The 25,860-nt window shown below is 65.2% G+C and carries 20 protein-coding genes; 3 read left to right on the top strand and 17 right to left on the bottom strand.

Translation table 11 applies throughout. From position 1 onward, the window contains the following. Positions 1–11: 11 nt before the first annotated feature. The 15 genes from tpiA to AC5RUQ_RS15545 all read right to left on the bottom strand — a co-directional run bounded on the left by tpiA (position 12) and on the right by AC5RUQ_RS15545 (position 18,644). A complete protein-coding gene (gene tpiA, locus AC5RUQ_RS15615) occupies positions 12–827 on the bottom strand; it encodes a triose-phosphate isomerase (protein WP_493948266.1) in 816 nt (271 codons plus the stop codon). 103 nt (positions 828–930) lie between these two features. Next, complete coding sequence (locus AC5RUQ_RS15610) at positions 931–2,157, bottom strand: phosphoglycerate kinase (RefSeq protein WP_493948265.1); 1,227 nt, start codon at positions 2,155–2,157, stop codon at positions 931–933. A gap of 10 nt (positions 2,158–2,167) precedes the next feature. Further along, entirely contained in the window at positions 2,168–3,178 is a 1,011-nt protein-coding gene (gene gap, locus AC5RUQ_RS15605) for a type I glyceraldehyde-3-phosphate dehydrogenase (RefSeq protein WP_493948264.1), read from the bottom strand. A 262-nt stretch (positions 3,179–3,440) separates the two neighbouring features. After that, complete coding sequence (locus AC5RUQ_RS15600) at positions 3,441–4,067, bottom strand: superoxide dismutase (RefSeq protein ID WP_493948263.1); 627 nt, start codon at positions 4,065–4,067, stop codon at positions 3,441–3,443. 99 nt (positions 4,068–4,166) lie between these two features. Beyond that, positions 4,167–5,147 carry a DNA-binding protein WhiA gene (gene whiA / locus AC5RUQ_RS15595; RefSeq protein WP_256247729.1) on the bottom strand — a complete coding sequence of 327 codons (981 nt, stop codon included), beginning with the start codon at positions 5,145–5,147 and terminating at the stop codon, positions 4,167–4,169. Between the two features lie 9 nt (positions 5,148–5,156). Further along, positions 5,157–6,173, bottom strand: a complete 1,017-nt coding sequence (locus tag AC5RUQ_RS15590) for a gluconeogenesis factor YvcK family protein (RefSeq protein ID WP_493948262.1) — start codon at positions 6,171–6,173, stop codon at positions 5,157–5,159. After that, the gene (gene rapZ / locus AC5RUQ_RS15585) at positions 6,173–7,096 is read right to left on the bottom strand and encodes an RNase adapter RapZ (RefSeq protein WP_493948261.1); all 924 of its coding nucleotides are present in this window, start codon (positions 7,094–7,096) and stop codon (positions 6,173–6,175) included. The genes AC5RUQ_RS15590 and rapZ overlap by 1 nt, the downstream gene beginning before the upstream one ends. A 112-nt stretch (positions 7,097–7,208) precedes the next feature. Next, positions 7,209–9,254: an excinuclease ABC subunit UvrC gene (gene uvrC / locus AC5RUQ_RS15580; RefSeq protein ID WP_493948260.1), complete on the bottom strand. Its 2,046-nt coding sequence runs from the start codon at positions 9,252–9,254 to the stop codon at positions 7,209–7,211. Between the two features lie 77 nt (positions 9,255–9,331). Next, positions 9,332–10,000 (bottom strand): lysophospholipid acyltransferase family protein, encoded by a 669-nt coding sequence (locus AC5RUQ_RS15575; RefSeq protein ID WP_493948259.1) that lies wholly within the window; start codon positions 9,998–10,000, stop codon positions 9,332–9,334. Beyond that, complete coding sequence (locus AC5RUQ_RS15570; protein ID WP_493948258.1) at positions 9,987–10,703, bottom strand: HAD hydrolase-like protein; 717 nt, start codon at positions 10,701–10,703, stop codon at positions 9,987–9,989. The genes AC5RUQ_RS15575 and AC5RUQ_RS15570 overlap by 14 nt, the downstream gene beginning before the upstream one ends. A gap of 67 nt (positions 10,704–10,770) precedes the next feature. After that, positions 10,771–13,695, bottom strand: coding sequence for an excinuclease ABC subunit UvrA (gene uvrA, locus AC5RUQ_RS15565; protein ID WP_493948257.1), 2,925 nt, complete (start codon positions 13,693–13,695; stop codon positions 10,771–10,773). Positions 13,696–13,742: 47 nt separating this feature from the next. Continuing rightward, a complete protein-coding gene (locus AC5RUQ_RS15560; protein ID WP_493948256.1) occupies positions 13,743–14,123 on the bottom strand; it encodes a GntR family transcriptional regulator in 381 nt (126 codons plus the stop codon). Further along, positions 14,120–15,934: an ABC transporter ATP-binding protein gene (locus AC5RUQ_RS15555; RefSeq protein WP_493948255.1), complete on the bottom strand. Its 1,815-nt coding sequence runs from the start codon at positions 15,932–15,934 to the stop codon at positions 14,120–14,122. The genes AC5RUQ_RS15560 and AC5RUQ_RS15555 overlap by 4 nt, the downstream gene beginning before the upstream one ends. Beyond that, complete coding sequence (locus AC5RUQ_RS15550) at positions 15,931–17,703, bottom strand: ABC transporter ATP-binding protein (protein ID WP_493948254.1); 1,773 nt, start codon at positions 17,701–17,703, stop codon at positions 15,931–15,933. Before AC5RUQ_RS15550 ends, AC5RUQ_RS15555 begins: the two co-directional genes overlap by 4 nt. Before the next feature lie 161 nt (positions 17,704–17,864). Next, positions 17,865–18,644: a trans-aconitate 2-methyltransferase gene (locus tag AC5RUQ_RS15545; RefSeq protein ID WP_493948253.1), complete on the bottom strand. Its 780-nt coding sequence runs from the start codon at positions 18,642–18,644 to the stop codon at positions 17,865–17,867. A gap of 96 nt (positions 18,645–18,740) precedes the next feature. Here AC5RUQ_RS15545 and AC5RUQ_RS15540 point away from each other — a divergent pair, with 96 nt between their 5' ends. From AC5RUQ_RS15540 to AC5RUQ_RS15530, 3 genes are all read left to right on the top strand, one after another. Then, complete coding sequence (locus AC5RUQ_RS15540; RefSeq protein WP_493948252.1) at positions 18,741–21,287, top strand: DEAD/DEAH box helicase; 2,547 nt, start codon at positions 18,741–18,743, stop codon at positions 21,285–21,287. Between the two features lie 70 nt (positions 21,288–21,357). Beyond that, complete coding sequence (locus AC5RUQ_RS15535) at positions 21,358–21,858, top strand: GNAT family N-acetyltransferase (protein ID WP_493948251.1); 501 nt, start codon at positions 21,358–21,360, stop codon at positions 21,856–21,858. Then, the gene (locus AC5RUQ_RS15530; protein WP_493948250.1) at positions 21,851–23,194 is read left to right on the top strand and encodes an alpha/beta fold hydrolase; all 1,344 of its coding nucleotides are present in this window, start codon (positions 21,851–21,853) and stop codon (positions 23,192–23,194) included. Before AC5RUQ_RS15535 ends, AC5RUQ_RS15530 begins: the two co-directional genes overlap by 8 nt. Before the next feature lie 13 nt (positions 23,195–23,207). Here the strand turns inward: AC5RUQ_RS15530 and AC5RUQ_RS15525 are convergent, their stop codons facing one another. Next, positions 23,208–24,581, bottom strand: a complete 1,374-nt coding sequence (locus AC5RUQ_RS15525; protein WP_493948249.1) for an MFS transporter — start codon at positions 24,579–24,581, stop codon at positions 23,208–23,210. Positions 24,582–24,687: 106 nt separating this feature from the next. Further along, a complete protein-coding gene (locus AC5RUQ_RS15520; RefSeq protein WP_493948248.1) occupies positions 24,688–25,716 on the bottom strand; it encodes a TerC family protein in 1,029 nt (342 codons plus the stop codon). Positions 25,717–25,860: the final 144 nt, after the last annotated feature.

Here is a 25,860-nt window from a genome sequence, read left to right as displayed (position 1 = left end):
GGCGGGACGGACTAGTCCGTCACCAGGTGACTCTCGAACCTGACAATATTAGCAAACTCGGCCGGATCGAGGCTTGCGCCACCCACCAACAGGCCGTCCACGTCGCGTTCCTTCAGGATCGCGGCTGCATTGTTTGCCTTGACGGAACCGCCGTACAGCAGGCGGGTCTTCGACGCGACGTCTGCTCCGAACAGGGACTCGAGCTCGGCGCGGATGGCGGCGCACATTTCCTGGGCGTCACCCGGCCCCGCTACTTCGCCGGTGCCAATGGCCCAGACGGGCTCGTAGGCCACCACAAGCTCGCTGGCCTGCTCCGGGGTAAGTCCTGCAACACCAGCGCGGAGCTGGGCCAGGGTGTGGTCCACGTGGGTGCCGGCCTGGCGGATTTCCAGCCCTTCGCCGACGCAGAGCACGGGAACCAGGCCGTGCTTGAAGGCGGCCTTCACCTTGGCGTTGAGGACGTCGTCGGACTCGTTGTGGATGGTCCGGCGTTCGCTATGGCCGACCAGGACGTACGTGCAGCCCAGCTTATTCAGGAACTGGCCCGAGATGTCGCCAGTGTAGGCGCCGGAGTCGAACTGCGAGAGGTCCTGGCCGCCATAGGCAACGTCCAGGTCATCACCCTGGACCAGGGTCTGCACGCCGCGGAGGTCGGTGAACGGCGGGAAGACGGCAACTTCGACCCGGTTGTAGTCGTGCTTGGCGTCGGAGAGGGTCCACGCGAGTTTCTGCAGGAGGGTGATGCCCTGCACGTGGTCCATGTTCATTTTCCAGTTGCCCGCTATGAAGGGCTTGCGGTCGAAGGCGCCGTTCGTTGACGTTGTCACGTATTCTCCAAAAAGTCTTGATAAGTGTTCGGCCGGCAGGCTGCCGCGGGGCAACCTGCCGGCCGGAGGATTGAAGAGCCAGGTACTGCTGCCGGAGGTGCTGCTACCGGTCCAGGACGCTGAGTCCCGGGAGTTCCTTGCCTTCGAGGTATTCCAGGCTGGCGCCGCCACCTGTGGAAATGTGGCCGAACTGGTCGTCAGCGAAGCCGAGGGTGCGGACGGCGGCTGCTGAGTCCCCGCCTCCCACCACGGTGAAGGCCCCGGTTTCGGTCAGGGACTGCGCGATGGCCCGGGTGCCGGCGGCGAACGCTTCGAATTCGAAGACTCCCATGGGACCGTTCCAGAAGACGGTCTTGGCACCCTTGATCCGGTCGGCAAACGCGGCTGCTGAATCCGGACCGATATCAAGGCCTATGCCCTGGGCACCGAAGCTGCTGTTCTCGATGGCGTCGGCCGGAACAGTCTCGTGGGCTGCGTCGGCAGCGAACTTCTCCGCCACCACAACATCCGTGGGCACCACGAATTCGGTGCCGGCGTCTGCTGCCCGCTTCAGGTAGTCCTGGACCACGGGAATCTGGTCCTCCTCCAGCAGGCTGGAGGCCACCTTGTGTCCGGATGCGGCGAGGAACGTGAACAGCATCCCGCCGCCCACCAGGATGGTGTCCGCCTTGCCGAGCAGGTTGTCGATGACTGCGAGCTTGTCCGAAACCTTGGAGCCGCCAAGCACCACCACGTAGGGGCGCTGGGTGTCTGCCGTCAGCTTGCGGAGCACCTCCACCTCAGTGTGCACGAGGTCGCCCAGGTAGGACGGGAGCCGGGTGGCGACGTCGTAGACGCTGGCGTGCTTGCGGTGCACGGCACCGAAAGCGTCATCGACGTATGCGCCGTTGCCGCCCGTCAGGGCCACCAGCTCGTCAGCGAAGGCGCCGCGCTCGGCGTCGTCCTTGCTGGTTTCGCGGGCGTCGAAACGCACGTTCTCCAGGACCAGCACTTCGCCGTCCTGGAGGGAGGCTGCAGCTTCCTTAGCGGAGTTGCCCACCGTATCCCCGGCGAGGGAGACCTTGAAGCCTGCCAGTTCGGCCAGGCGGTCGACGGCGGGGCGAAGGGAGTACTTTTCCTCCGGGGCGCCCTTGGGGCGTCCGAGGTGGGCTGTTACCAGCACGCGGGCACCGGCGTCCGTGAGCTTTCCCAGCACTGGCAGTGAGGCCCTGATGCGGCCGTCGTCAGTCACTGTAGAGCCGTCGAGCGGCACATTCAGGTCACTTCGAACCAGAATGTACCGCCCGCGGACACCTTCAGCGATCAGTTCGTTGAGGGTGTGAGATGTCATGTGTCTAACCCTAGCCCAGCTTGGCTGCCACAAGCTCCGTGAGGTCAACGAGGCGGTTGGAGTAGCCCCATTCGTTGTCGTACCAGGAGACAACCTTGACCTGGTTGCCGATCACCTTGGTGAGGCCGGAGTCAAAGATGGAGGATGCGGGATCGCCAACGATGTCGGAGGAGACAATCGGCTCGTCCGTGTAGGTCAGGAAGCCCTGCAGGTCCTCGGACTCGGCTGCCCGCTTGAGGGCGGCGTTGACTTCCTCCACCGTGGTCTCACGGGAGACGGTGACGGTGAGGTCGGTGGCGGAACCGGTGGGGACGGGGACGCGGATGGCGTAGCCGTCCAGCTTGCCCTTGAGCTCCGGCAGGACCAGCCCGATTGCCTTGGCTGCACCGGTGGAGGTCGGCACCATGTTGACGGCGGCGGCGCGGGCGCGGCGCAGGTCCTTGTGCGGGCCGTCCTGCAGGTTCTGGTCCGCGGTGTAGGCGTGGACGGTGGTCATGAGGCCGCGCTCGATGCCGAACTCGTCGTTGACCACCTTGGCCAGCGGGCCGAGGCAGTTGGTGGTGCAGGATGCGTTGGAGATGATGTGGTGCGTGGCGTTGTCGTACAGCTTGTGGTTCACGCCCATCACGATGGTGATGTCCTCATCGGAGGCCGGGGCGGAAATCAGGACCTTCTTGGCGCCGGCGTCGATGTGCTTCTGCGCATCGGCGGCCTTGGTGAAGAAGCCGGTGGACTCGATGACGATGTCCACGCCCAGCTCGCCCCAGGGAAGGTTGGAGGGGTCGCGCTCTGCCAGGACCTTGACGACGTTGCCGTTGACGACGATGTTGCCGTCCTTGACCTCGATGGTTTCCTTCAGGCGGCCGCCGACGGAGTCGTACTTGAACAGGTGGGCCAGGGCCTCCGGGCTGGTGAGGTCGTTGACAGCAACGATCTCCAGGTCCGCGCCCTGTGCCAGTGCTGCGCGGAAGTAGTTGCGGCCAATACGGCCAAAGCCGTTGATACCAATACGGGTCGTCACTTTTTCAGTCTCCTTGGTGCTTTCAAAAGCACAACTAGTTGAGCGGGCGTTCAAGCCAACTAACAGATCCCGCACGCCATTGGGCAGAGATGATTTACAGACGGAGGGCGACCAGCCTCATTGCTGAAGGCTAACCGCCTTCCGTGACCTATCTTACGTTTAACTGGGTCCGCCCCCGCAAGTGCGGGGGCGGACGGTCCACATTCCGGGAGCTTTACCCCCTAAATGTGAACTTTGTTACATGCGTGTGAAGCGCGGGTCACTACGGGAGCGTGATGAGACCCGTGGCGTTGGTGCGTGCAGCCTCGAAGCGCTTGGCGACGTCGGCCCAGTTCACGATGTTCCAGAATGCCTTGACGTAGTCGGCCTTCACGTTGACGTAATCCAGGTAGAAGGCGTGCTCCCACATGTCCAGCATCAGCAGCGGGGTGGTGCCCAGCGCCACGTTTCCCTGCTGGTCGTACAGCTGCTCGATGACCAGGTTTCCGCCGATGGGCTCGTAAGCCAGGAAACCCCAGCCGGAGCCCTGCAGGCCGAGTGCGGCCGCGGAGAACTGGGCGCGGAAGGCGTCGAAGGAGCCGAAGGCGTCATCGATGGCCGCTGCGAGCTCACCTTCGGGCTTGTCGCCGCCGTCCGGGGAGAGGTTGTTCCAGAACACGGAGTGGTTGACGTGGCCGCCGGTGTGGAACGCCAGGTCCTTGGACAGGCGGTTGATGTTGGCGAAGTCGCCCTTCTCGCGCGCCTCGGCCAGCTGGGCCAGGGCGTTGTTGGCACCGGCCACGTAGGTTGCGTGGTGCTTGCTGTGGTGCAGCTCCATGATGCGCGCTGAGATGTGCGGCTCCAGGGCAGCGTAATCGTAGCTGAGTTCGGGCAGTACGTACTCGGTCACAAAATCCTCCAATATCGTGGACACTCAGTCCGGTTGGTAACTCTCGGATTGTGCATCCGGGCGTCTGGCACCCGGAATCTTTTTGATTCTAGGGGGCTGTTACTCGTCCAGCATTTCCGGCGTCACATTGGCATCCGTCCCCGGGATGCCCAGGTCCTGCGCACGTTTGTCCGCCATGGCCAGCAGGCGCCGGATCCGTCCGGCGATTGCGTCCTTGGTCATCACGGGATCGGCAAGGCGGCCCAGTTCGTCCAGGCTGGCCTGCTTGTGCGCCACCCGCAGCTCGCCGGCGTACTTCAGGTGCTCCGGGACGTCGTCGCCCAAAATCTCCAGGGCACGGTCCACGCGGGCCCCGGCCGCCACGGCGGCCTGGGCTGAGCGGCGGAGGTTGGCATCGTCGAAGTTGGCAAGCCGGTTGGCGGTGGCCCGTACTTCCTTGCGCATCCGGCGTTCCTCCCACACCATCAGCGCGTCGTGGGCTCCCATGCGGGTGAGGAGGGCGGCGATGGTGTCGCCGTCGCGGATGACCACCCGGTCCACGCCCCGGACTTCGCGGGCCTTCGCCTGGATGTCCAGGCGGCGGGCGGCACCCACAAGTGCCAGCGCGGATTCCGGGCCGGGGCAGGTGACCTCCAGAGAGGAGGACCGTCCCGGTTCGGTGAGCGATCCGTGCGCCAGGAAGGCACCGCGCCATACGGCTTCGGCATCTGCTGCCGAACCGTTGACGACGGCGGAGGGCAGCCCCCGGACGGGGCGGCCGCGCCCGTCGAGGAGGCCGGTCTGGCGGGCCAGGGCCTCGCCGTCGCGCACTACCCGGACGACGTAGCGGCTGGCACGACGCAGTCCCCCTGCGGACACCACGATGATCTCGCTCTGGTGCCCGTAGACTTCGGCGATGGCAGCCCGGAGGCGGCGGGCGGTGGAGGCCAGGTCCACTTCGGCCTCGATGACAATCCGGCCCGAGATGATGTGGAGCCCGCCGGCAAAGCGGAGCATGGCGGAGACTTCAGCCTTCCGGACTGATGATTTCTTGATGTCCAGACGGGACAGTTCTTCCTTGACTGATGCTGTCAGTGCCATGGCACCTTCCTAACTGTTCCCAAAAATGTCGTTGTACGCCGTGGCCAGACGCAGGGGGTCGTGGACGGGTCGGCGGCCCGACGCCCCTACTTTACCCAAGACCACCTCGGCGCCGATCATCGCGGCGGCCTTCTCGAACTCCTGCCGGTCCGGAACGGAGGCGGGGTCTGCCAGGACAACGTCGACGTTGAACTCCGGGGCGTAGCGCCGCAGGACGTGCAGGTGGTCGGCCGCCGTCATGCCGGAAGTTTCCTTGGTGTCTGTTGCCAGGTTCATGGTCAGGCAGCGTTTCGCCGGGGTGTGGCACAGCGCCTGCCGCATTTCGGGGAGCAACAGGTGCGGCAGCACCGAGGTGTACCAGGAGCCCGGGCCCAGGATCACCCAGTCCGCGAGCTCAATGGCGCTCAGTGCTTCAGGGCAGGCCGGCGCCGCCTCGGGCAGGAGGCGCACCTGCTCCAATGAGCCCGCCACGGCGCAGCGTGCCTGTCCCCGGATGGTCTGCAGCACGGATTCGCCGTCGGGGGCTGTGACCCGCACGTCGCCTTCGATGGTCAACGGCTGCGTGGACATGGGCAGGACCTGGCCGCGGGCGCCCAGCAGTGCGCCGGCCCACCGCAGTCCTGCGACCGCGTCACCCAGCAGCTCCCAGAGGGTGACGATCAGCAGGTTGCCGGTGGCGTGGTCATCCAGCGAGCCGCCCGGTCCTTTCCCGGGACGGAAGCGGTGCTGCATCACGTCTCGCCAGGTGCGTCCCCAGTCGGTGTCGTCGCACAGGGCAGAGAGCGCCATCCGCAGGTCCCCGGGCGGGAGGACACCGTACTCGTCCCGCAGGCGCCCGGAAGAACCGCCGTCGTCCGCGACCGTGACGATCGCAGTGAGCTCCGAGGTGAGCAGGCGCAGTGCAGAGAGCGACGCGGACAGGCCGTGCCCGCCACCCAGGGCAACGACATTCGGACCCTTATCGTGTTGGAAGGCCGCCGTTCCGGCCGGCGGAACCAGCGGCAGTGCCCCGGTGAAAAGCGACATTACTCGCGGCCCAGGTCCCGGTGCGTGGTGGTCACCGTGACCCGCGGGTACTGGGCCAGCTTCTTGGAGAGTTCGACGGCGACTGCCACCGAGCGGTGTTTACCGCCGGTGCAGCCCACGGCGATGGTGGCGTAGTGCTTGTTCTCGCGACGGTAGCCGTCCAGGACCGGTTCCAGTGCCATCACATAGCGATCCACGAAGTTCTTGACGCCCTCGGCTTCGAGCACGTAGTCGCTGACGTCCTTGTCCAGCCCGGTGTGCGGGCGCAGCTGCGGCACCCAGTGCGGGTTGGGGATGAACCGGACGTCTGCCACGTAGTTTGAGTCCACGGGCAGGCCGTACTTAAAGCCGAAGCTCATGACGTTCAGCCGCAGGGCCACGGGTCCCGTTTCACTGAAGAGTTCCGTGATGGCCGTGGCGAGGCCGTGAACGTTGTAGCCCGAGGTGTCCAGCACGACGTCGGAGCTGTCGCGCAGTTCCTGCAGCAGGTCGCGTTCGGCTGCGATGCCGTCGAGGATGCGGCCCCCGCCCTGCAGGGGATGGGGCCGGCGTCCCTGTTCGAACCGCCGGACCAGGACGTCGTCGCTGGCGTCGAGGAAAAGGACGCGGAAGGCGACGCCGCTGGCGGCCAGCGCGCCGAGGGCAGCGCGGATGTCGGCGAACAGCCCCTTGCTGCGGACGTCTATCACCACGGCCAGCCGCGGGATGGACTGGGGCGCGTGGGACACGAGCTCGGCGAGCGTGCCCAGCATCTGCGGCGGAAGGTTCTCCACGACATACCAGCCGTGGTCCTCAAGCGCGTCGGCCGCCGTGCTGCGCCCCGCTCCGGACATCCCGGTGACCACCAGCAGTTCCGCTTCGAGCGGCTTGACGGGGAGCATCCCGTCCTGCCCTGCTCCGGATTCCGCCGTTGTGTCTGCCATTAGGTCCGCCCCGTTTCTGCTCTAGGTTTGTGGGCCGGCCCGCATCGGCCGACACCCCGCCCTCAACCCTAGCTAAGTTTCTTTCAACTCCGCTGCGTTTCAGCAGTTTCCACTAGGATTCGATGACTTCACCGGTGGTCATGTTGATGGCCGGTACGGCGGCTGCCTCCGGTCCGCCGGCGGAGAAATGGCTGACGATGGCGCCCGCGAGGGCAGGTCCGATCCCCTTCGCTTCGGAAAGCTCCGCCACGGAAGCCGCCTTGACGCCCTTCACGGATCCAAAGTGCGCCAGCAGGGCCTTCCGCTTGGAGGCGCCGAGGCCGGGAACGCCGTCCAGGGCGGAGACGGTCATCGCCTTCCCGCGCTTTTGCCGGTGGAACGAGATGGCGAACCGGTGGGCCTCGTCGCGGATCCGCTGGAGCAGGTACAGCCCCTGGGATGTCCGAGGCAGGATCACCGGGAAGTCGCTGTCCGGCAGCCAGACCTCTTCCAGGCGCTTGGCCAGGCCCACGACGTATACGTCGTCGATGCCCAGATCTGCCAGCGCCCGGGCGGCGGCGTTGACCTGGGGTTTTCCGCCGTCCACCACCACAAGGTTGGGCGGGTAGGCGAACTTGGCGCGCGGCGCCGGCGTGGTGGTGTCCAGCAGGGCCGCGTCCCTGGCCGGTTCCTGCTGCCCCGTCTCCACACCTCCGGCTTCACGCTGGTCCGTTTCGTCCGCGCTGGAGTTGAGGACGGCCTCGTCCACCTGCGCCGACTTGTCCTGGAGGTAATGGCGGAACCGCCGGGTCAGGACGTCGTGCATCGCGGCAGTGTCGTCGGTGGCCGCGGCGCCCGTGATCGAGAACTTCCGGTAATCGGACTTCTTCGGAAGGCCGTCCTCCACCACCACCATCGATGCCACCACGTTGGTGCCCTGGACGTGGGAGACGTCGAAGCATTCAATGCGCAGCAGGGGCACCGGAAGGTCCAGCGCCTCCTGCAGTTCCTGCAGGGCCTGCGACCGCACGGTAATGTCCCCCGCCCGGCGGGTCTTGTGCAGCTTCAATGCGTGCTCGGCGTTCTCGCGCACCGTGGACATCAGGGCGGCTTTGTCCCCGCGCTGCGGCACCCGGATGTCAACCTTGGCGCCGCGCATCCCACCCAGCCACTCGGTCAGTTCCGCGGCGTTGCTGGGTGCGACCGGCACCAGGACTTCGCGGGGCAGCCGGCCGTGGCCGTGCCCCTCGTCCCCGTAGACCTGCTGCAGGAGGTGTTCCACGAGGTCGGGGGTGGTGGAATCCTCTACCTTCTCGACCACCCAGCCGCGCTGGCCGCGGACCCGGCCGCCGCGGACGTGGAACACCTGCACTGCGGCTTCCAGTTCGTCCTCGTGCAGGGCGAAGATATCGGCGTCGGTGTCTTCCGCCAACACCACTGCATTCCTCTCAAAAACCTTGCGCAGTGCCGCGATGTCGTCGCGCAGCCGGGCCGCCCGCTCATAGTTGAGCTCCGCTACCGCTTCCGCCATCTGCTTTTCGAGCTTGGCGATGAAACGTTTGGCCTCCCCGCCCATAAAAGCGCAGAAATCGTCGGCGAGGGCGCGGTGGTCTTCCGGCGAGATGCGGCCCACGCAGGGTGCCGAGCATTTGTCGATGTACCCCAGCAGGCAGGGCCGGCCGCTTGCTTCGGCGCGCTTGAAGACACCGGCACTGCAGCTGCGCACCGGGAAGACGCGGAGCAGCGTATCCATGGTTTCCCGGATGGCTCCTGCGGTGTACGGCCCGAAGTAGCGGGTGCCCTTCCTCCGGTCGCCACGCATCACCTGCACGCGCGGGTACTTTTCGCCCATGGTTACGGCGAGGTAAGGGTAGGTCTTGTCGTCGCGGAAGACGACGTTGAACCGGGGCTTAAACTCTTTGATCCAGGTGTATTCCAGCTGCAGCGATTCCAGCTCACTGCCCACCACGGTCCATTCCACGCTGCTGGCCGCGTGGACCATCGCGTAGGTCTTGGGCAGGAGTCCGGCAGGGTTGGCAAAGTACGAATTCAGCCGGGAGCGGAGGCTTTTCGCCTTGCCTACGTAGATGACCCGCCCGTTGGGGTCGCGGAACCGGTACACCCCTGGGTTGGTGGGAATCTCACCCGTCTGCGGGCGGTAACTTGCTGGATTTGCCACCTATCCATTCTACTGAGGCGCACCGGGTGCCTCCGCCACACGGAGCCACCCGCGCCTTAACCCGAGGCCTGCAGATCCTAATCGGCGATCTTGGCCTGGTTGTAGCTGGTGGACCGCTCCTGGCCGCTGAGTTCAGCAATGGCGTCCATGATGCGGTCGGTGACTTCCCGGCGGGCCGGCAGCGAGTGGTCCGGTCCCGTCTTGTCGAAGTACAGGGGCTCCCCCACCTTCATGGTGAAGTGCTGCGGCCGGACGCCCTTCTCCCCGGCGCGCTGAAGGTTTTCCGTTCCGATCAGGCCCACCGGGATGACCGGGGCTCCGGTGGTCAACGCCAGCCAGCCCACGCCGGTGCGCCCACGGTACAGGATGCCGTCCCGGGAACGGGTGCCTTCGGGATAGATCCCGATGCCCTTGCCCGACTCGAGGATGTCCAGCAGGGTCTTGAGCGCCTGGACGCTGGCGGCCTGCTCACCGCGTTCCACGGGGATGGAGCCCACGGATTCGAAGAAGGACTTCATGACCTTGCCCTTGACGCCACCGGTGGTGAAGTACTCCGCCTTTGCGAAGAACGCCACCGGGCGCGGCATCAGCGCCTGGACGATGACGCTGTCAAAGAAGGAGAGGTGGTTGGGTGCCACAATGAACGGACCGTCTGTGGGCACGTTCTCCAGTCCGATGACGGTGGGCCGGCAGGAGCCGGAGATCAAGCTTCGCGTGGTCCAGCGGACAGCCTCAAAAAGTGCCATCGTTCGTCACCTCGCTCATGGCGGCACTGTGGATGGCCTGCAACCGGTCGATGGTGGAAACCAGCTCCGCGGCGGTTTCCACAACGCTTACGGCACCCGCCGTTTCCAGCTCCCCGTCGGGGGCAAAGCCCCAGGCAACGCCGATGCAGTCCAGGCCGTTGGCAATGGCGCCCGCCACATCCTGGGCCCGGTCCCCGACCATCAGCGCGTGCTGCGTGCCCAGGTCCTTTAAGGCTGCGGCGATGATCTCCGTCTTGCCCAGCGGAACGCCTTCCACAGCGGATTCGTCATCTGCCGATCCGTGGATGCCGTGGAACAGCCCGTCGATTCCATGGTGCTCCAGGACCGTGCGCGCCAGGCCTTGGGGTTTCTGCGTTGCCACGGCGATCGGCCGGCCTGCGGCAGCGTAGGACTCAAGGACCTCCCGGACGCCCGGGTAGAGCCGGCTCTGGGCGATTCCGGTAGACACGTAATACTCCCGGTAGCGGCGGATAACGTCGTCCAGCAGCTCCGCCGGCACCTGGGCCACGTTGAGCAGCGAGTCGCTCAGCTTGGGGCCAATCATCGCTTCGAGCAGGTCCTGGCCGGGAACCGGAAGCCCCAGCCCGCGAAGGGCTGAAGCAATTCCGTCTGTTATCCCACCGGCCGGATCGACAAGAGTGCCGTCCAGGTCAAAGATCACGGGCACTGTTGTTTGAGTCACCGGGTTAGTTTCTCACGACAGCACGCATGCCTGAAACTCGCATACCCGCCAAGGAATACTTTGCTCCTTAGGGCAGGATTTCCGCGAGGAAAGTGGCGGTGTGGCTGGTGGTGGACTTGGCGAGCTGTTCGGGGGTACCGGCAGCGACGATCTGGCCGCCTCCCGAGCCGCCGTCCGGACCGAGGTCAACAATCCAGTCGGCACTCTTGATGACATCCAGGTTGTGTTCGATGGTGATCACCGTGTTGCCTTTGTCCACCAGGCCCTGCAGGACCATCAGCAGCTTGCGGATGTCCTCGAAGTGGAGGCCCGTAGTGGGCTCGTCCAGGACATAGACACTGCGGCCGTTCGAACGCTTTTGCAGTTCAGCGGCCAGCTTGACGCGCTGGGCCTCGCCGCCGGACAGCGTGGTAGCCGGCTGGCCCAGTCGGACGTAGCCCAGGCCTACGTCTACGAGGGTGTTCAGGTGACGCGCAATCGGGGAGAAGGCGGCGAAGAACTCCGCGCCCTCCTCGATGGGCATGTTGAGCACGTCCGCGATGGTCTTGCCCTTGTAATGCACTTCCAGGGTCTCGCGGTTGTACCGGGCGCCGTGGCACACCTCACACGGAACGTAGACGTCCGGCAGGAAGTTCATTTCGATCTTCAGCGTGCCGTCGCCGGAGCATGCTTCGCAGCGCCCGCCCTTGACGTTGAAGGAGAACCGGCCTGGAAGGTAGCCGCGGACCTTCGCTTCGGTGGTCTCCGCGAAAAGCTTGCGGATGTTGTCAAAGACGCCCGTGTACGTGGCCGGGTTCGAGCGCGGCGTACGGCCGATGGGGCTCTGGTCAACGTGCACCACCTTGTCCAGGTGTTCCAGTCCCTGGACGGTCTTATGCCGCCCGGCAACCTGCTTGGCGCCGTTGAGTTTGTTGGCCAGCACTTTGTACAGGATCTCGTTCACAAGCGTCGATTTGCCCGAACCGCTCACGCCGGTCACGGCGGTGAAAAGGCCCAGCGGGAACGCGGCGTCGACGTTGACGAGGTTGTTTTCCCGTGCGCCGATCACCTTCAGTTCACGCTTCTTGTCGTACTTCCGGCGCTTCTTCGGAACCTCGATCTTCTTGCGCCCGGACAGGTAGTCGCCGGTCAGTGACGCGGTGTTTTCCAGCAGTTCCTTGTAGGAACCGGAGTGGACCACCTGGCCGCCGTGTTCGCCGGCGCCGGGTCCGATGTCCACCACCCAGTCCGCCACGTGGATGGTGTCTTCGTCATGCTCCACCACGATCAGCGTATTGCCCATGTCCCGCAGCCGGGTGAGGGTGTCGATCAGGCGCCGGTTGTCGCGCTGGTGCAGCCCGATGGAGGGTTCGTCGAGGACATACAGGACACCCACCAGGCCGGAGCCGATCTGGGTGGCAAGCCGGATGCGCTGGGCTTCCCCGCCGGAGAGCGTGGCGGACGGCCTTTCAAGGTTCAGGTATTCCAGCCCGACGTCCAGCAGGAAGGTCAGCCGGGCTTGGATTTCCTTGAGCACCTGGTGCGCGATCTGGGCCTCACGGCCGGTGAGCACGAGGTTGTTCAGGAATTCGGCGCAGTCACGCATGGGGAGGGCGGCGACGTCGGCAATGGACTTGCCGTTGATGAGCACCGACAGGGAAGCAGGGTTGAGCCGGGCGCCGTTGCATGCGGGGCAGGGAATCTGCCGCATGTACTCTTCGTAGCGGTCCCGGGCCCAATCCGAATCCGTCTCGCCGTGCTTGCGGTGGACGTACTGGATGGCACCTTCAAAGCCGGTGCTGTACTTCCGTTCCCGGCCGAACCGGTTGCGGTATTGAACAACAACCTTGTGGTCCTTGCCGTGCAGGACGGTCTGGCGGACGTCGCTGCCCAGCTTCTCCCACGGGGTGTCCATGGAGAAGCCGAGTTCCTTGGCCAGTCCTTCCAGGAGCCTGTTCCAGTATTCAGTGGTGGCAGTGCCCAGGGACCAGGGAGCGATGGCGCCTTCGGACAGGGAGAGTTCCGGGTTGGGAACGATGAGTTCCTCGTCCACCTCCAGCTTGGTACCGATGCCGCTGCAGGCCGCGCAGGCGCCGAAAGGGTTGTTGAAGGAGAACGACCGGGGCTCGATTTCGTCGATGGCCAGCGGGTGTTCGTTCGGGCACGCCAGGTTCTCGGAGAACGCCCGGAGGCGGTGCGGATCGTCAGCGTCCAGATCCACGAATTCGGCGAGGACCCGGCCCTCGGCGAGGCCAAGGGCGGTTTCGATGGAGTCGGTGAGCCGCTGGCTGATACCTTCCTTGACCACCAGGCGGTCAACCACAACTTCGATGGTGTGCTTAAACTGCTTGCCCAGCTTTGGCGGGTCGCTCAGCTGGACCAGGTTTCCGTCCACGCGGGCCCGGGAGTACCCCTTGGCGGTCAGTTCCTTGAAGAGGTCGACAAACTCCCCCTTCCGCCCGCGCACCACCGGAGCGAGGACCTGGAAGCGGGTGCCCTCGTCCAGCTCGAGGAGCTGGTCAACGATCTGCTGTGGTGTCTGCTTGGCCACAGGCTCTCCGCATACCGGGCAGTGCGGCCGGCCGACGCGCGCCCAGAGCAAACGCATGTAGTCGTAGATCTCGGTGATGGTTCCCACTGTTGAGCGGGGGTTCTTGCTGGTGGACTTCTGGTCAATGGAGACGGCCGGTGACAGCCCCTCGATGAAATCGACGTCGGGCTTGTCCACCTGCCCGAGAAATTGCCGGGCGTAGGCGGAGAGCGATTCGACGTAGCGGCGCTGCCCCTCGGCGAAAATGGTGTCGAAGGCGAGCGACGACTTGCCGGAGCCGGACAACCCGGTGAAGACGATCATGGCGTCACGCGGCAGGTCCAGATCCACGTTGCGCAGGTTGTGCTCCCGGGCACCCTTGACTACGAGGCGGGAAAGGTCCGGGCGCTTCGGCGGCGCGATCTGGGCTACGGCGGCTTCAACGGAATGGATGGCAGATTCTTCAGCTACGGCTTTAGGCACCCACTAATGCTAATCGAAAACTTCTTCGAACATCCACGCGGCAGCCCTCAGCCGCCGTCGTACGCTGCTGCCAGCAGCTGCACCGCCTCGGCGAACGACGCACCCTGGGCTTTGGCCGCGGCAGCATAGGCTGCGGCAGCCTCGGAAAGTCCACCGAGACGTTCATCACGCGCACACACCACCGTGCCGTTCCTCCCACGCGTGGCCACGACGCCGGCCGCCTCAAGCTCCTTGTATGCCCTGGCCACCGTGTGCGGGGCGACGTCCAACTTCTCCGCCAGGGCCCTGACAGCGGGCAGGCGCGTCCCCGGCGGCAGCTTTCCGCCGTCGGCCAGATGGATGACCTGGAGCCTCAGCTGCTCGAACAGCGGTACCGAGCTGGCCGCGTTCGGCTTCCACGAGCCCGGAAAGCCGGCCGCCGCGCTCAAATGCCGGCCTCGAGCACACCGGGGCGTCCCGCCTGCCGCGCGAACTGGGCGCTGTAAAGCCTGGTGTAGTAACTGTTCGCGGCCAGGAGGTCCTGGTGGCTGCCCTGCTCGACGATGCGTCCGTGGTCCATGACCACGATTAGATCAGCGTCGCGCACGGTGGACAAACGGTGCGCAATAACAAAGCTGGTCCTGCCGCTGCGCAACCGCTGCATGGCCTGGCGGATCAGCAGCTCCGTCCGTGAATCCACTGAACTCGTTGCTTCATCGAGGATCAGTACCGACCGTCCCGCCAGCTGCGCCCTGGCGATGGTGATCAGCTGCCGCTGGCCCTGGCTCAACCCGTCGCCGCCGTTCTCCAGCACGGTGTCGTACCCGCGGGGCAGGGACCTGACGAAGCGGTCCACGTAGCTGGCCTCCGCCGCCGCCAGGATGTCGGCTTCTGCTGCGCCGGGGTTTCCATAGGCGATGTTCTCCCGGATGGTGCCCGCGAAGAGCCACGCGTCCTGCAGCACCACACCGAATTGTGCCCGCAGGAGGTCCCGTGGAATGGCCGCGATGTCCCTCCCGTCGATAGTGATCCGTCCTGAACGTGGTTCGCAGAACCGCAGCAGGAGGTTGATGACGGTGCTCTTGCCCGCACCGGTGTGCCCAACAATCGCCACCGTCCGGCCCGGTTCCACCGCAAAGGTAAGGTTTCGGACCGCCGGTGCTGCCTGCGGATAACCGAACGTCACGTCATCGAAAACGATCCGTCCGGGCGTCTCGGCCACCTCACCCGCTGCCGGCGGATCAGCGGGCTCCTCCCCCGCATCCAGCAGTACGAAAACACGGGCTGCGGAAGCCGCGCACGACTGCATGAGGTTCAGCATGCCTCCGATCTGGCCGACAGGCTGGGTAAAAAGCCTGCTGAACTGGATGAAGGCCTGGATGCCACCGATGGTCATGGCGCCGGCGATGACCTGGAGGGCCCCGACCACGGCCACGGCGATGTAGTTGAGGTTGGACATCAGGACCATCAGTGGCTGCACCACCCCGGCTGAATACTGTGCCTTGGTGGCGGCGCGTGCGAGCCGCTCGTTGCTCCGGGCGAAGACTTCCGCAGCCTGTGACTGCTGCCCGAACGCCTTGATGACCTCGTGGCCGGTGACGAACTCCTCCACGTGTGCATTGAGTTCGCCGGTTTCGGTCCACTGCCGGGCGAACTGGGCCTGGGACTTCCTTGCCACGAGCACCGTGATGAGGGTGGAAAAGGGAACCGTCGCGATCGCGATTGCAGCCAGCAGCGGCGATATCCACAGCATCATGGCCAGCGAACCGCACAGCATCAGGACGGACATGATCAGTTGCGTCAGGAGCTGGTTCAGCGCCTGGGTGATGTTGTCGATGTCGTTGGTGGCACGGCTCAGGACATCGCCCCTGGAACGTTCCCGGAAGTAGTGCACCGGCAGCCGGTGCAGTTTTTCCTCCACTGACTCCCGCAGTCCGTACATCAGGCCCTGCACGGAGTAGGCGGATAATGCGCCTTGGATCCAGTTGAAAAGGGAAGCGCAGACATACATCAGCGCCACGGCCCCGAGGAGGACTCCGAGCCCGTCCTGGTCCAGGGCGCCGCGGAGGACGCCTTCAACCACGATGTCGGTGGCGTCACCGAGATACTTGGGCGCGGCGACGTTCATCCCCGCGAAGGCGCAGGTGGCGGCGACGGCGCCCAGCATGCGCAGGCGGAAGGGCCGCAGCAAGGCAAGAAGCCGGCGTGCGGTGGGCCAGAACCTTTCCGGAGTCTGCTCGACGGCGGCTGGCTCAGTCATGGGCGTCCGTCCAGTGCCAACTGGGACTCGGCTATCTCCCGGTAGGTGGAGGATGTTTCCAGCAACTCCTGGTGTGTTCCCTGCCCGACGAGCCGGCCGCCGTCGAGCACCAGGATCAGTCCCGCGTCTTCAACCGCAGAAATACGCTCGGCGACCACTATGACCGTGGCGGCGGCCAGCGTGGATTGCAGGGCCTGCCTCAGCCTGGTGTCCGTGTCATAGTCGAGAGCGGAAAAACTGTCATCGAACAGGTACAGGGAAGTCTTGCGGAGCAGGGCGCGGGCAATGCACAGCCGCTGCCGCTGGCCCCCCGAGAGGTTGGTGCCGCCCTGGCCAAGCGGCGTGGCAAGTCCCAGTGGCAAATCCCGCATGAAGCGCATGGTCTGGGCAGTTTCGAGGATCTCCCAGAGTTCCTCGTCCGTTGCGTCCGGGGCAGCGATGCGAAGGTTGTCCGCGATGGTGCCGGTGAAGAGGTGCGAGTGCTGGGGAACTATCGCCATGGCGGCGCGCAGGGTTTCCAGGGAAGCGTCCTTGATGTCCACGCCCCCCAGGCTGATGTTTCCGGCCGTGGAATCCAGGAAGCGCGGGATCAGGTTGAGGAGGGTGGACTTCCCACTGCCGGTAGAGCCAACGATCGCCGTTGTGGTGCCCGGGCGTGCGGTGAAACTGATGCCGGCAAGGACGGGCTCCTCTGCACCCGGATAGGAGAAGCCCACGTCAGAGAACTCCAGGGTACCGGGAGGCACGGTACGAGCTGTTTGGACGTCAGGGCCAGCCGCGGGACTGTCTTCGCTCTTCAGGTGAAGGGGTTTTGGGTCCAGCGGTTCCCGTACTGACGGCTCGGTGTCCAGGACGGCGCTGATCCGCTCTGCGCAGACCGCTGCGCGGGGTGCCGTCATCAGGACGTACATCGACATCATGATGGCCAGCAGGATCTGCAGGATATAAGCAATGAACGCTGTCAGCGCCCCGATGTTCATCAGGCCGCCCTGGATCCGGTGTCCCCCGAACCACACCACAGCCACGGAGGAAATGTTGACCACCAGCATGACCAGCGGGAGCATGCCGGCAACCAGCAGCGCGGACTGCAGGTTATTGGCAGTGAGGCTGCTGTTAACCCGGGCGAAGCGGCGCACTTCCCGGTCCTGGCGGACAAAGGACCGGATCACACCGGCGCCGATGATTTGCTCACGAAGGATTCCGCCGGCGCGGTCCAGCAGATCCTGCCCTTCCCGGTAGAGCGGGATCAGCCTCCGGACAATGAGGTACATAATCAGCAGGAGCAGCGGCACTATGACGATCACCACCGATGACAGCGCCACGTCCTGCTGCAGGGCCAGGACCACGCCCCCCACCCCCATGGCCGGCCCGGCTACCAGCATGGTGAACACCAGCACAGCGAACGCCTGGACCTGCTGCGTGTCGTTGGTGGCACGGGTGGTCAGGCTTTGGGTCCCGAAAACGGCAACGTCCTGGGAGGACAGCGACTGGATCCTTGCAAAGATTTCCCCCCGCAGCTGTTGCCCCATCCTCATCGCAACAACCGCGCCGAGGTATCCCGCTGCGACGGCGGCCGCCGCCTGGAGAATCGCGATCACGGCCATCACCGCGCCCAGGCGGGAGATCACGTCGGTCCGGCCAGTGACGATTCCGTCGTCAATGATCGCGGCGTTGACTGTAGGCAACAGGAGGTTCGCCGCGGCCTGAACCAGCTGCAGGAGGACGATGGCGGTCACGGCGGGCTTGTGGTCCGCCAACAGCCGCCTCATTAATGCAATCAGCACCATACCTCCACTGCGGTCAGGGAGGCCGCCATAGGCGGTAACGGCCTCCCCCAACGGCCAATCACGCAATTGTAAGCCACATCACTTACGCTTTGTGTCACACCCCATGACGCCTTTGTAGAGAACATCCAGCGAATGGAGGTTCCTCAACCGTTCCTGCGACCTACTGCGAAAATCCGGCGGAAGGGAAAGACGGTTCCGTGCGGGCCAGCCGGGTAGGCGTTTCGAAGGGCTGCCGCATACTCGGCCTCGAAGTCGGCGCCCTCCTCCGCCGGCAGAACCGCCAGGACGGGCCGCAGGGCAGTACCGCGCACCCACTCCAGGACTGGATCCCGGCCGGGCAGCACCTGCTGGTAGGTTGTCTCCCACGCGTCCGCCGAGAAGCCGGCGTCGAGCAGTATTCGAAGGTAATCCGCGGGTTCACCCACCGACTCGCCGCCCCGCAGCACCCCCCGGAGCTTGGGTGCCCACCGGGAGGACCCGGCGAGCTCCCTCATCAGCGCATGGGACGGTGCGTTGAAGTTTCCTGGAACCTGCATGGCAAACCATGAGCCCGGACGGAGCGCCGCCAGCCAGGAACGCATCATGTCCTGGTGGCCGGGAACCCACTGCAGTGCCGCGTTGCTCACCACTACCCCGGTTTCCGCGGATGGCATCCACTCAGCTATATCCATGAGGGCAAACCGCAGGGAGGGCGTTCCCTGGGCAACTGCTTCGGCTTTGGCCAGCATCTCCGCCGAGGAATCCAGCCCGACGACCTCGGCTTCAGGCCAGCGCTCCGCGAGCGTGGCTGTGAGGTTTCCCGGCCCGCACCCCAGGTCCACTACCTGCCCGGGCGACTCAGCGTCCACCCTGCCCGTGAGGTCGAAGAACGGCCGATGCCGGTGATCGCCGAACTGGACGTATTTCGCCGGATCCCATTTCATGTCATCTGTCTCCACGTTCTGGTTCTGCAGGTACGCCGAAGCCTAACCCGGAGGCAGCGGATTACGGGCCGCGTCAGGGCACTAAGCTGGAAATCAATGAAACTCGTTGACCAGCTGCCCCTTCTGCCCGCCCGCGACCTGCCCGCTTCCGCCGTCGATCCTGACGCTTTGTACACCCGGTTCGTTGAGTGGACGGAAAGCCGGGGGCTGGAGCTGTACGCCGCGCAGGACGAAGCAATTATGGAGCTGGCTACGGGGGCCAACGTCATCCTGGCCACGCCCACCGGTTCCGGAAAGTCCCTCGTAGCCATTGCCGCCCACTTCCAAGCGATGGCCCAGGGCCGGCGCAGCTACTACACGGCGCCGATCAAGGCGCTGGTTTCAGAAAAGTTCTTTGCCCTCTGCGAGATTTTCGGCGCCGAGAACGTGGGCATGATCACCGGCGATTCCGGTGTCAACCAGGACGCCCCCATCATCTGTTGTACGGCCGAGATCCTGGCCAACACGGCGCTCCGCGAAGGGGCGGCAGCGGAGCTGGGCTCGGTGATCATGGACGAGTTCCACTTCTACTCGGACCCGCAGCGCGGCTGGGCGTGGCAGGTGCCCCTGTTGGAGCTCCCCCAGGCACAATTCCTCCTGATGTCGGCCACGCTGGGGGACGTCAGCAGGTTTGAAGAAGGACTGACCAAGCTGACCGGACGGGCCACCACCACGGTGAGCTCGGCGGTGCGGCCCATTCCGCTGCATTACTACTACCACGAGACCCCTGTTCACGAGACGCTCGAGGAGCTGCTCTCCACCAAGCAGGTGCCGGTGTATGTGGTGCACTTCAGCCAGATCGAGGCGATCGACCGCGCGCAGACGCTGATGAGCATCAACGTCTGCACCCGCGAAGAGAAGGACAGGATCGCCGAGCTGATCGCCAACTTCCGTTTCGCCGCCGGTTTCGGCAAGACGCTCAACCGCCTGGTCCGCCACGGCATTGGAGTGCACCACGCGGGCATGCTCCCGAAATACCGCCGGCTGGTGGAACAGCTGGCGCAGGCCGGCCTCTTGAAAGTCATCTGCGGCACGGACACCCTGGGCGTGGGCATCAACGTGCCCATCCGCACCGTGCTTCTGACCGCCCTGAGCAAGTACGACGGCGTCCGCACCCGGCTGCTCAACCCGCGTGAGTTCCACCAGATTGCCGGCAGGGCCGGACGGGCAGGCTACGACACCGCCGGGACCGTGGTGGTCCAGGCCCCCGAGCACGTCACGGAGAACGTCAAGGCGATGGCCAAGGCCACCGCCAAATTCGGAGACGACCAGAAGAAGCTGCGCCAGGTGGTGAAGAAAAAGCCGCCGGAGGGCTTTGTGTCCTGGGGCGAACCCACGTTCAAGCGGCTGGTCGAATCGGTGCCGGAACCCCTCACGTCCAGCTTCACCGTGACACACGCCATGCTGATGAACCTGATGGAACGGCCCGGGGACCCCTTTGCCGCAGCCCGCCGCCTCCTGACCGAAAACCACGAGTCCCGCTCCTCGCAGCTGCAGCTCATGAAGAAGGCCCTGGGCATCTACCGTGAGTTGCTGGCCGCCGAGGTGGTGGAGCGCATCCCGCCCGAACAGCAGGGGTCCGACGGCCGTACTGTTCGCCTTACCGTCCACCTGCAGCCCAACTTCGCACTGAACCAGCCGCTGTCCCCATTCGCATTGGCCGCGCTGGAGCTCCTTGACCCGGAGTCGCCGTCGTACGCCCTGGATGTGGTGTCCGTGATCGAGGCGACGCTGGAAAAGCCGCGCCAGATCCTGTCTGCCCAGCAGAAAAAGGCCCGCGGTGAAGCTATAGCTGCGATGAAGGCGGACGGCATCGAGTACGACCAGCGCATGGCGATGCTGGAGGAAGTGACGTACCCGCAGCCCCTGGCCGGGATCCTGAGCGAAGCCTTCGAGGTGTACCGCAAAGCCGCGCCGTGGGTGGGCGATTTCGAACTGGCGCCAAAATCCGTGGTGCGGGACATGTACGAGCGTGCCATGAACTTCGGCGAGTTCGTGCAGTTCTATGGCCTGGCCCGCTCGGAAGGCATCGTCCTGCGATACCTGGCGGATGCCTTCAAGGCCCTGCGGCAGACAGTGCCACAGGACATGCTGCGGGAAGACCTGGAAGACCTCAACGCCTGGCTGGGCGAGCTGGTCCGCCAGGTTGACTCCAGCCTGCTGGACGAGTGGGAGGAATTGACCTCGGGCGCGGCCCCCACCCCGCACGATGCACCGCCGCCTCCGCCGCCGTCGCTCACCTCCAACATCCGCGCCTTCCGGGTGATGGTCCGCAACGAGATGTTCCGGCGGGTGGAATTGTTCGCGGATGAGGACGCCGCGGCCCTGGGTGAACTGGACGGCGCCGCAGGTTGGGACGCGGACCGCTGGGAAGACGTCCTGGATGACTACTTCGACGAGCACAACGACATCGGCACCGGCCCGGACGCCCGCGGCCCCGGACTCCTCATCATCACCGAGGAGCCCGGTGTGTGGAAGGTCCGGCAGATCTTTGACGACCCCGCCCGGAACCACGACTGGGGAATCTCCGCCGAGGTGGATTTGGAGGCCTCGGATGAAACCGGAACAGCCGTGGTGCGGGTGACGGACGTGAACCGGCTCTGACAGTCCGCGCCGCCCCCGCTTTGGGGGGCGGGCTGACAGCGGCGGCACGGTCCGGCGGTAAGCTCGAACAATGAGTGTAATCCGCCCTGCAACGCCGCACGACGTCCCCGCGATCCTCCGCATGATCCACGAACTGGCGCACTATGAGAAGGAACCGGACGCAGTCCGCAACACCCCGGAGATGCTGCAGCATGTTCTCTTCGGCGAGAACCCGCGGGTCTTTGCGGCCATGGCTGAGAACGATCACGGCGATGTCCGGGGCTTTGCCCTGTGGTTCCTGAACTACTCAACGTGGGAAGGTGTCCACGGGATCTATCTGGAGGACCTCTACGTCAGCCCGGAGGCGCGGGGCGAGGGGCACGGGAAGGCGCTGCTGCAGCACTTGGCCGGCATCGCTGTCGAGAACGGCTACGCGAGGGTGGAGTGGAGCGTGCTGGACTGGAACGAGCCGTCCATCAACTTCTACCGCCGCCTGGGCGCCCGGCCCATGGACGGCTGGTCCACCTTCCGCCTCACGGGCGACGCCCTCGAGCAGTTCGGCAGCGCCGTGCAGGCCACCGCCAATGGCTGACGTGGAGGTGGCCGCCGCACGCGGGCAGGTGCGGCACGAGGTTCGTGCCCGGCATGAATTCCGCAACATGCGAACGGTTGAGCATTTCTTTACGGTGCCATTGGACCATTTCGTCTCCTCCCCCGATCCGGAAACCATCACGGTATTCGCCCGCGAATATGTTTCGGCCTCGCACAGCGAGGAGGAGGCCGCGGAGCTGCCCTGGCTGTTGTTCCTGCAGGGCGGTCCGGGCGGCCGCGGCAACAGGTTCGGTTCGCTGGGCGGCTGGAGCAAGGCCGCCGCCAAAGACTTCCGGATCCTGATGCTGGACCAGCGCGGCACCGGGCTGTCCACTCCCCTTGACCGAAACACCCTGCCCCTGCGCGGCACGGCGGAACAGCAGGCCGCTTTCCTGGAGCACTTCCGGGCTGATTCAATCGTGGCCGACGCTGAACTGATCCGGGGTGCGCTGGGCTCGGGACCCTGGAGCATCTACGGGCAGAGCTACGGCGGCTTCTGCGCGCTCACCTACCTCTCGTTTGCCCCTGAAGGCCTGCGTGAGGCGCTCATCACCGGTGGCCTTGCCCCGCTGACCGGCTCCGCTGATGACGTGTACCGCGCCACTTTCAAGCGCGTGGCCGCGCGCAACGCGGAATACTTCGGCTGGTACCCCGAAGACCGGGCCACGGTCGAGCGGATTGGGCGCCATCTGCGGAGCACCCCGGAGTTCCTGCCCGACGGCGGCCCCCTCACCGTGGAGCGCTTCCAAATGGCGGGGGCGTTCCTGGGCGGCAACACCAGGGTGGACAGCCTGCACTACCTGCTGGAGGATGCGTTCATCGAGGCCGCCGGGGGCAGCCGGCTTTCGGATCCCTTCCTGGAACAGATGCAGGGGATCGTGTCCCGCCGCTCCAACCCGTTGTATGCCCTGATGCATGAGTCCATCTACGGGCAGGGCGAGGCCACTGACTGGTCTGCCTGGCGGGTGCTGCGCGAGTTTCCGGAGTTCAGGCCGGACGCGGATCCGCTGCTGCTCACAGGCGAAATGGTGTACCCCTGGTACTTTGACCAGGACCCCGCGCTGCGGCCCCTGCGCGAAGTGGCAGGGCTGCTGGCAGCGAAGCCGGACTGGAAGCCCCTCTACGACGTCAATCAGCTGGCCGCCAACACTGTTCCCGTAGCCGCGGCCGTCTACTCGGATGACATTTACGTGGACCGGAACCTGTCCCTGGAGACGGCTTCGGCTGTCCACGGACTGCAGGTGTGGGAGACGCCGGACTTCCATCACGACGGAATTGCCGACGACGGTGAGGGAATCTTCGCCCGCCTGCTGGGTATGGCACGTTCCAGCAATTGACGTTATGCCGTGCCTACGGCACCAGCGTCCCCCGGCGGCGAGCCACGACTGTTACCGCTGCCGCCACTAATACGGCAGCTCCCACCAGGGCTCCCGCCATGTTCAGCCCCAGGTAGCCGGCCTGGCTAAGCACCAGGCCGGACATGGCGCCGCCAACTGCGCCGGCGATCCCCATGAGCATGTCCGAAACACCTTGAACCACCACACGGGAGTCCTGGCCCACGCTCTCAGCCAGGAGCGTAGAGCCGGAGATAGTGGACGCGGACCAGCCCAGGCCCAGCAGGACAAGCCCCACGGCGACTGCGACGGTGGAGCCCTGGCCGAAGCCGGCGACGGCGACGGCGGTGATCAGCAGGCAGAAGCCGATCACGATGGTTTCGGTCCTGCCTGCCTTGTCGGTCAGCCAGCCCATCACCGGTGACAGCGCAAACATACCCGCGATATGCAGCGAGATGGTGAATCCGATGATCACCAGCACATCACCCGACGCCGTGTGGCCGGCATGTGACGCTGCCGGCCCTTCGACGAGGTGCTGCAGGTGCAGCGGCGTCATGGACATAACACCCACCATCACAGCGTGGGCCCCGACCACCGCGGACACGGCGAGCAGCGCCATCCGGGAACTGCGGATGGCCCGCATCCCCCGGGCCAAGGACCCACCCGGTCGGATTGAAGGGGACACGACGCGCAAAGCTTCGGCCTGGGGACTCCCCGGAACTGGAGAGACTGCTTGGGCGGGAGCCGCCGCGGCTGCGAGGCTGCGTGCCAGCAGCAGGGGGTCGGGCCTCAGGCCCACGAAGAGCAGCACAGTGGCCACGAGGAGCCCGGCCCCGGAGATCACGAACGGACCTGCGACAGGCGGCAGGCCGAGCGCCTCGCCCACCACGGTGCCGGGCTGGATCAGGTTGGGCCCGGCCACGGCGCCGACTGTCACTGCCCACACCACAGCGGACAGGGACCGTCCCCGGTGTTCGGCATCTGCGAGGTCGACTGCGGCAAACCGTGCCTGCAGGCTTGCGGCAGTACCGACTCCGATACCGGCCGCACCAAGCACCAGCAGGAAGAAGACGCCCCAAACTATGGACAGCACCATCAGCAGGGTGCCCAGCAGTGCGGCCGAGAGCCCGGCCACCTGGCCGATCCGGCGTCCGCGTCGGTCAGCCAGGGACGCGAGAGGCAAAGCAGCCAGTGCAGCCCCCAACGTCATAACCGTAGCGACCGCTCCCGCCCACGCGCTTGATCCTGAGAGCTCGACGGCCAGGATGGAACCGATGGAAACCGTGGCCCCGGTTCCGATCCCGCCAAAGACCTGGGCTGCACTCAGCAGCACCACGGTGCGGCGTTGCACCTGGCGGACTCCGCTTTCCGTCATCAAAGTGCCGGCCATGATCAGAGCTTAGTCCTCGGCGTCCAGGTGTTATAGGGCTACTTTAAAGCCAGCAATCCCGGCCACAGGGCGGCCGGGATTGCAGGTGTTTCAGAAGCGGAAAGAACTAGTCGACGTCGCTGTGGCTCTTGCGTACGTCTTCTTCGAGGCGCGGATCCAGGTGGGCTTCCTTCGCCTTGGAGCTGAGCAGGCTCGCAACCACTGCGATGATGATGGTGCCAACGATGACCGCCAGGGACACAAAGGTGGGGATCTCGGGAGCCCATTCGATGTGCTGGCCGCCGTTGATGAACGGCAGTTCGTTGACGTGCATTGCGTGCAGGACCAGCTTGACGCCGATGAACGCCAGGATGAAGGACAGGGCGTGCTTCAGGTAGATCAGGCGGTTCATCAGGCCACCCAGCAGGAAGTACAGCTGGCGCAGGCCCATCAGGGCGAACAGGTTCGCCGTGAAGACGATGAACGGGCTCTGGGTCAGGCCGAAGATCGCCGGAATGGAGTCAACGGCGAAGAGCAGGTCCGTGAGGCCGATGGTGATGAACACGATCAGCATCGGGGTGAAGACCTTTTTGCCATCCACCGTGGTGCGCAGCTTGCCGCCGTCGAACTTCTCGGACATGGGGATGACCTTGCGGATCTTGGCGATCAGCGGGTTCTCCCGGTCTTCTTCGTCTTCGCCTTCGTCCTGGGCCTGCTTCCAGGCGGTCCAGAGCAGGAAGGCGCCGAAGATGTAGAACACCCAGCTGAACTGTTCGATCACAATGGCGCCGAGCAGGATGAAGATGCCGCGCAGGATCAGGGCGATGATGATGCCCACCATCAACACTTCCTGCTGGTACTTCCGGGGTACGGAGAACCTGGCCATGATGATGATGAACACAAACAGGTTGTCGATGCTGAGGCTGTATTCCGTTACCCAGCCGGCGACGAACTGTCCGCCGTATTCAGGGCCGGTGAAGGCGAACATGGCGCCGGCGAACACCAGAGCCAGGCTGACGTAGAACGCCACCCACAGTCCGGCTTCCTTCATGGAGGGCTCGTGGGGGCGGCGCACCACGAGGAGAAGGTCGATCAGGAGGATCAGGCCGAGGACGACAAGGGAGCCGACCTCGAACCACACGGGCAAATCGAGCACAGGGTAGCCTTTCGCAGGGTACAGAGATGCAGTGTAAGTCTCTCCGGCCTGCCTGTGCACTTGGTGCTGATGTGGCGGCCCGCTACGCCCGGCAGGGCAACCATGCCCTGCGTGTTGACGATCGTAGCGCTCGGGATACTCCCC

It is taken from the genome of Arthrobacter sp. MDT2-3, assembly GCF_059090465.1.
Note: the sequence above shows the minus strand (reverse complement) of the source record. Positions and strands in the feature narration are given on the sequence as shown.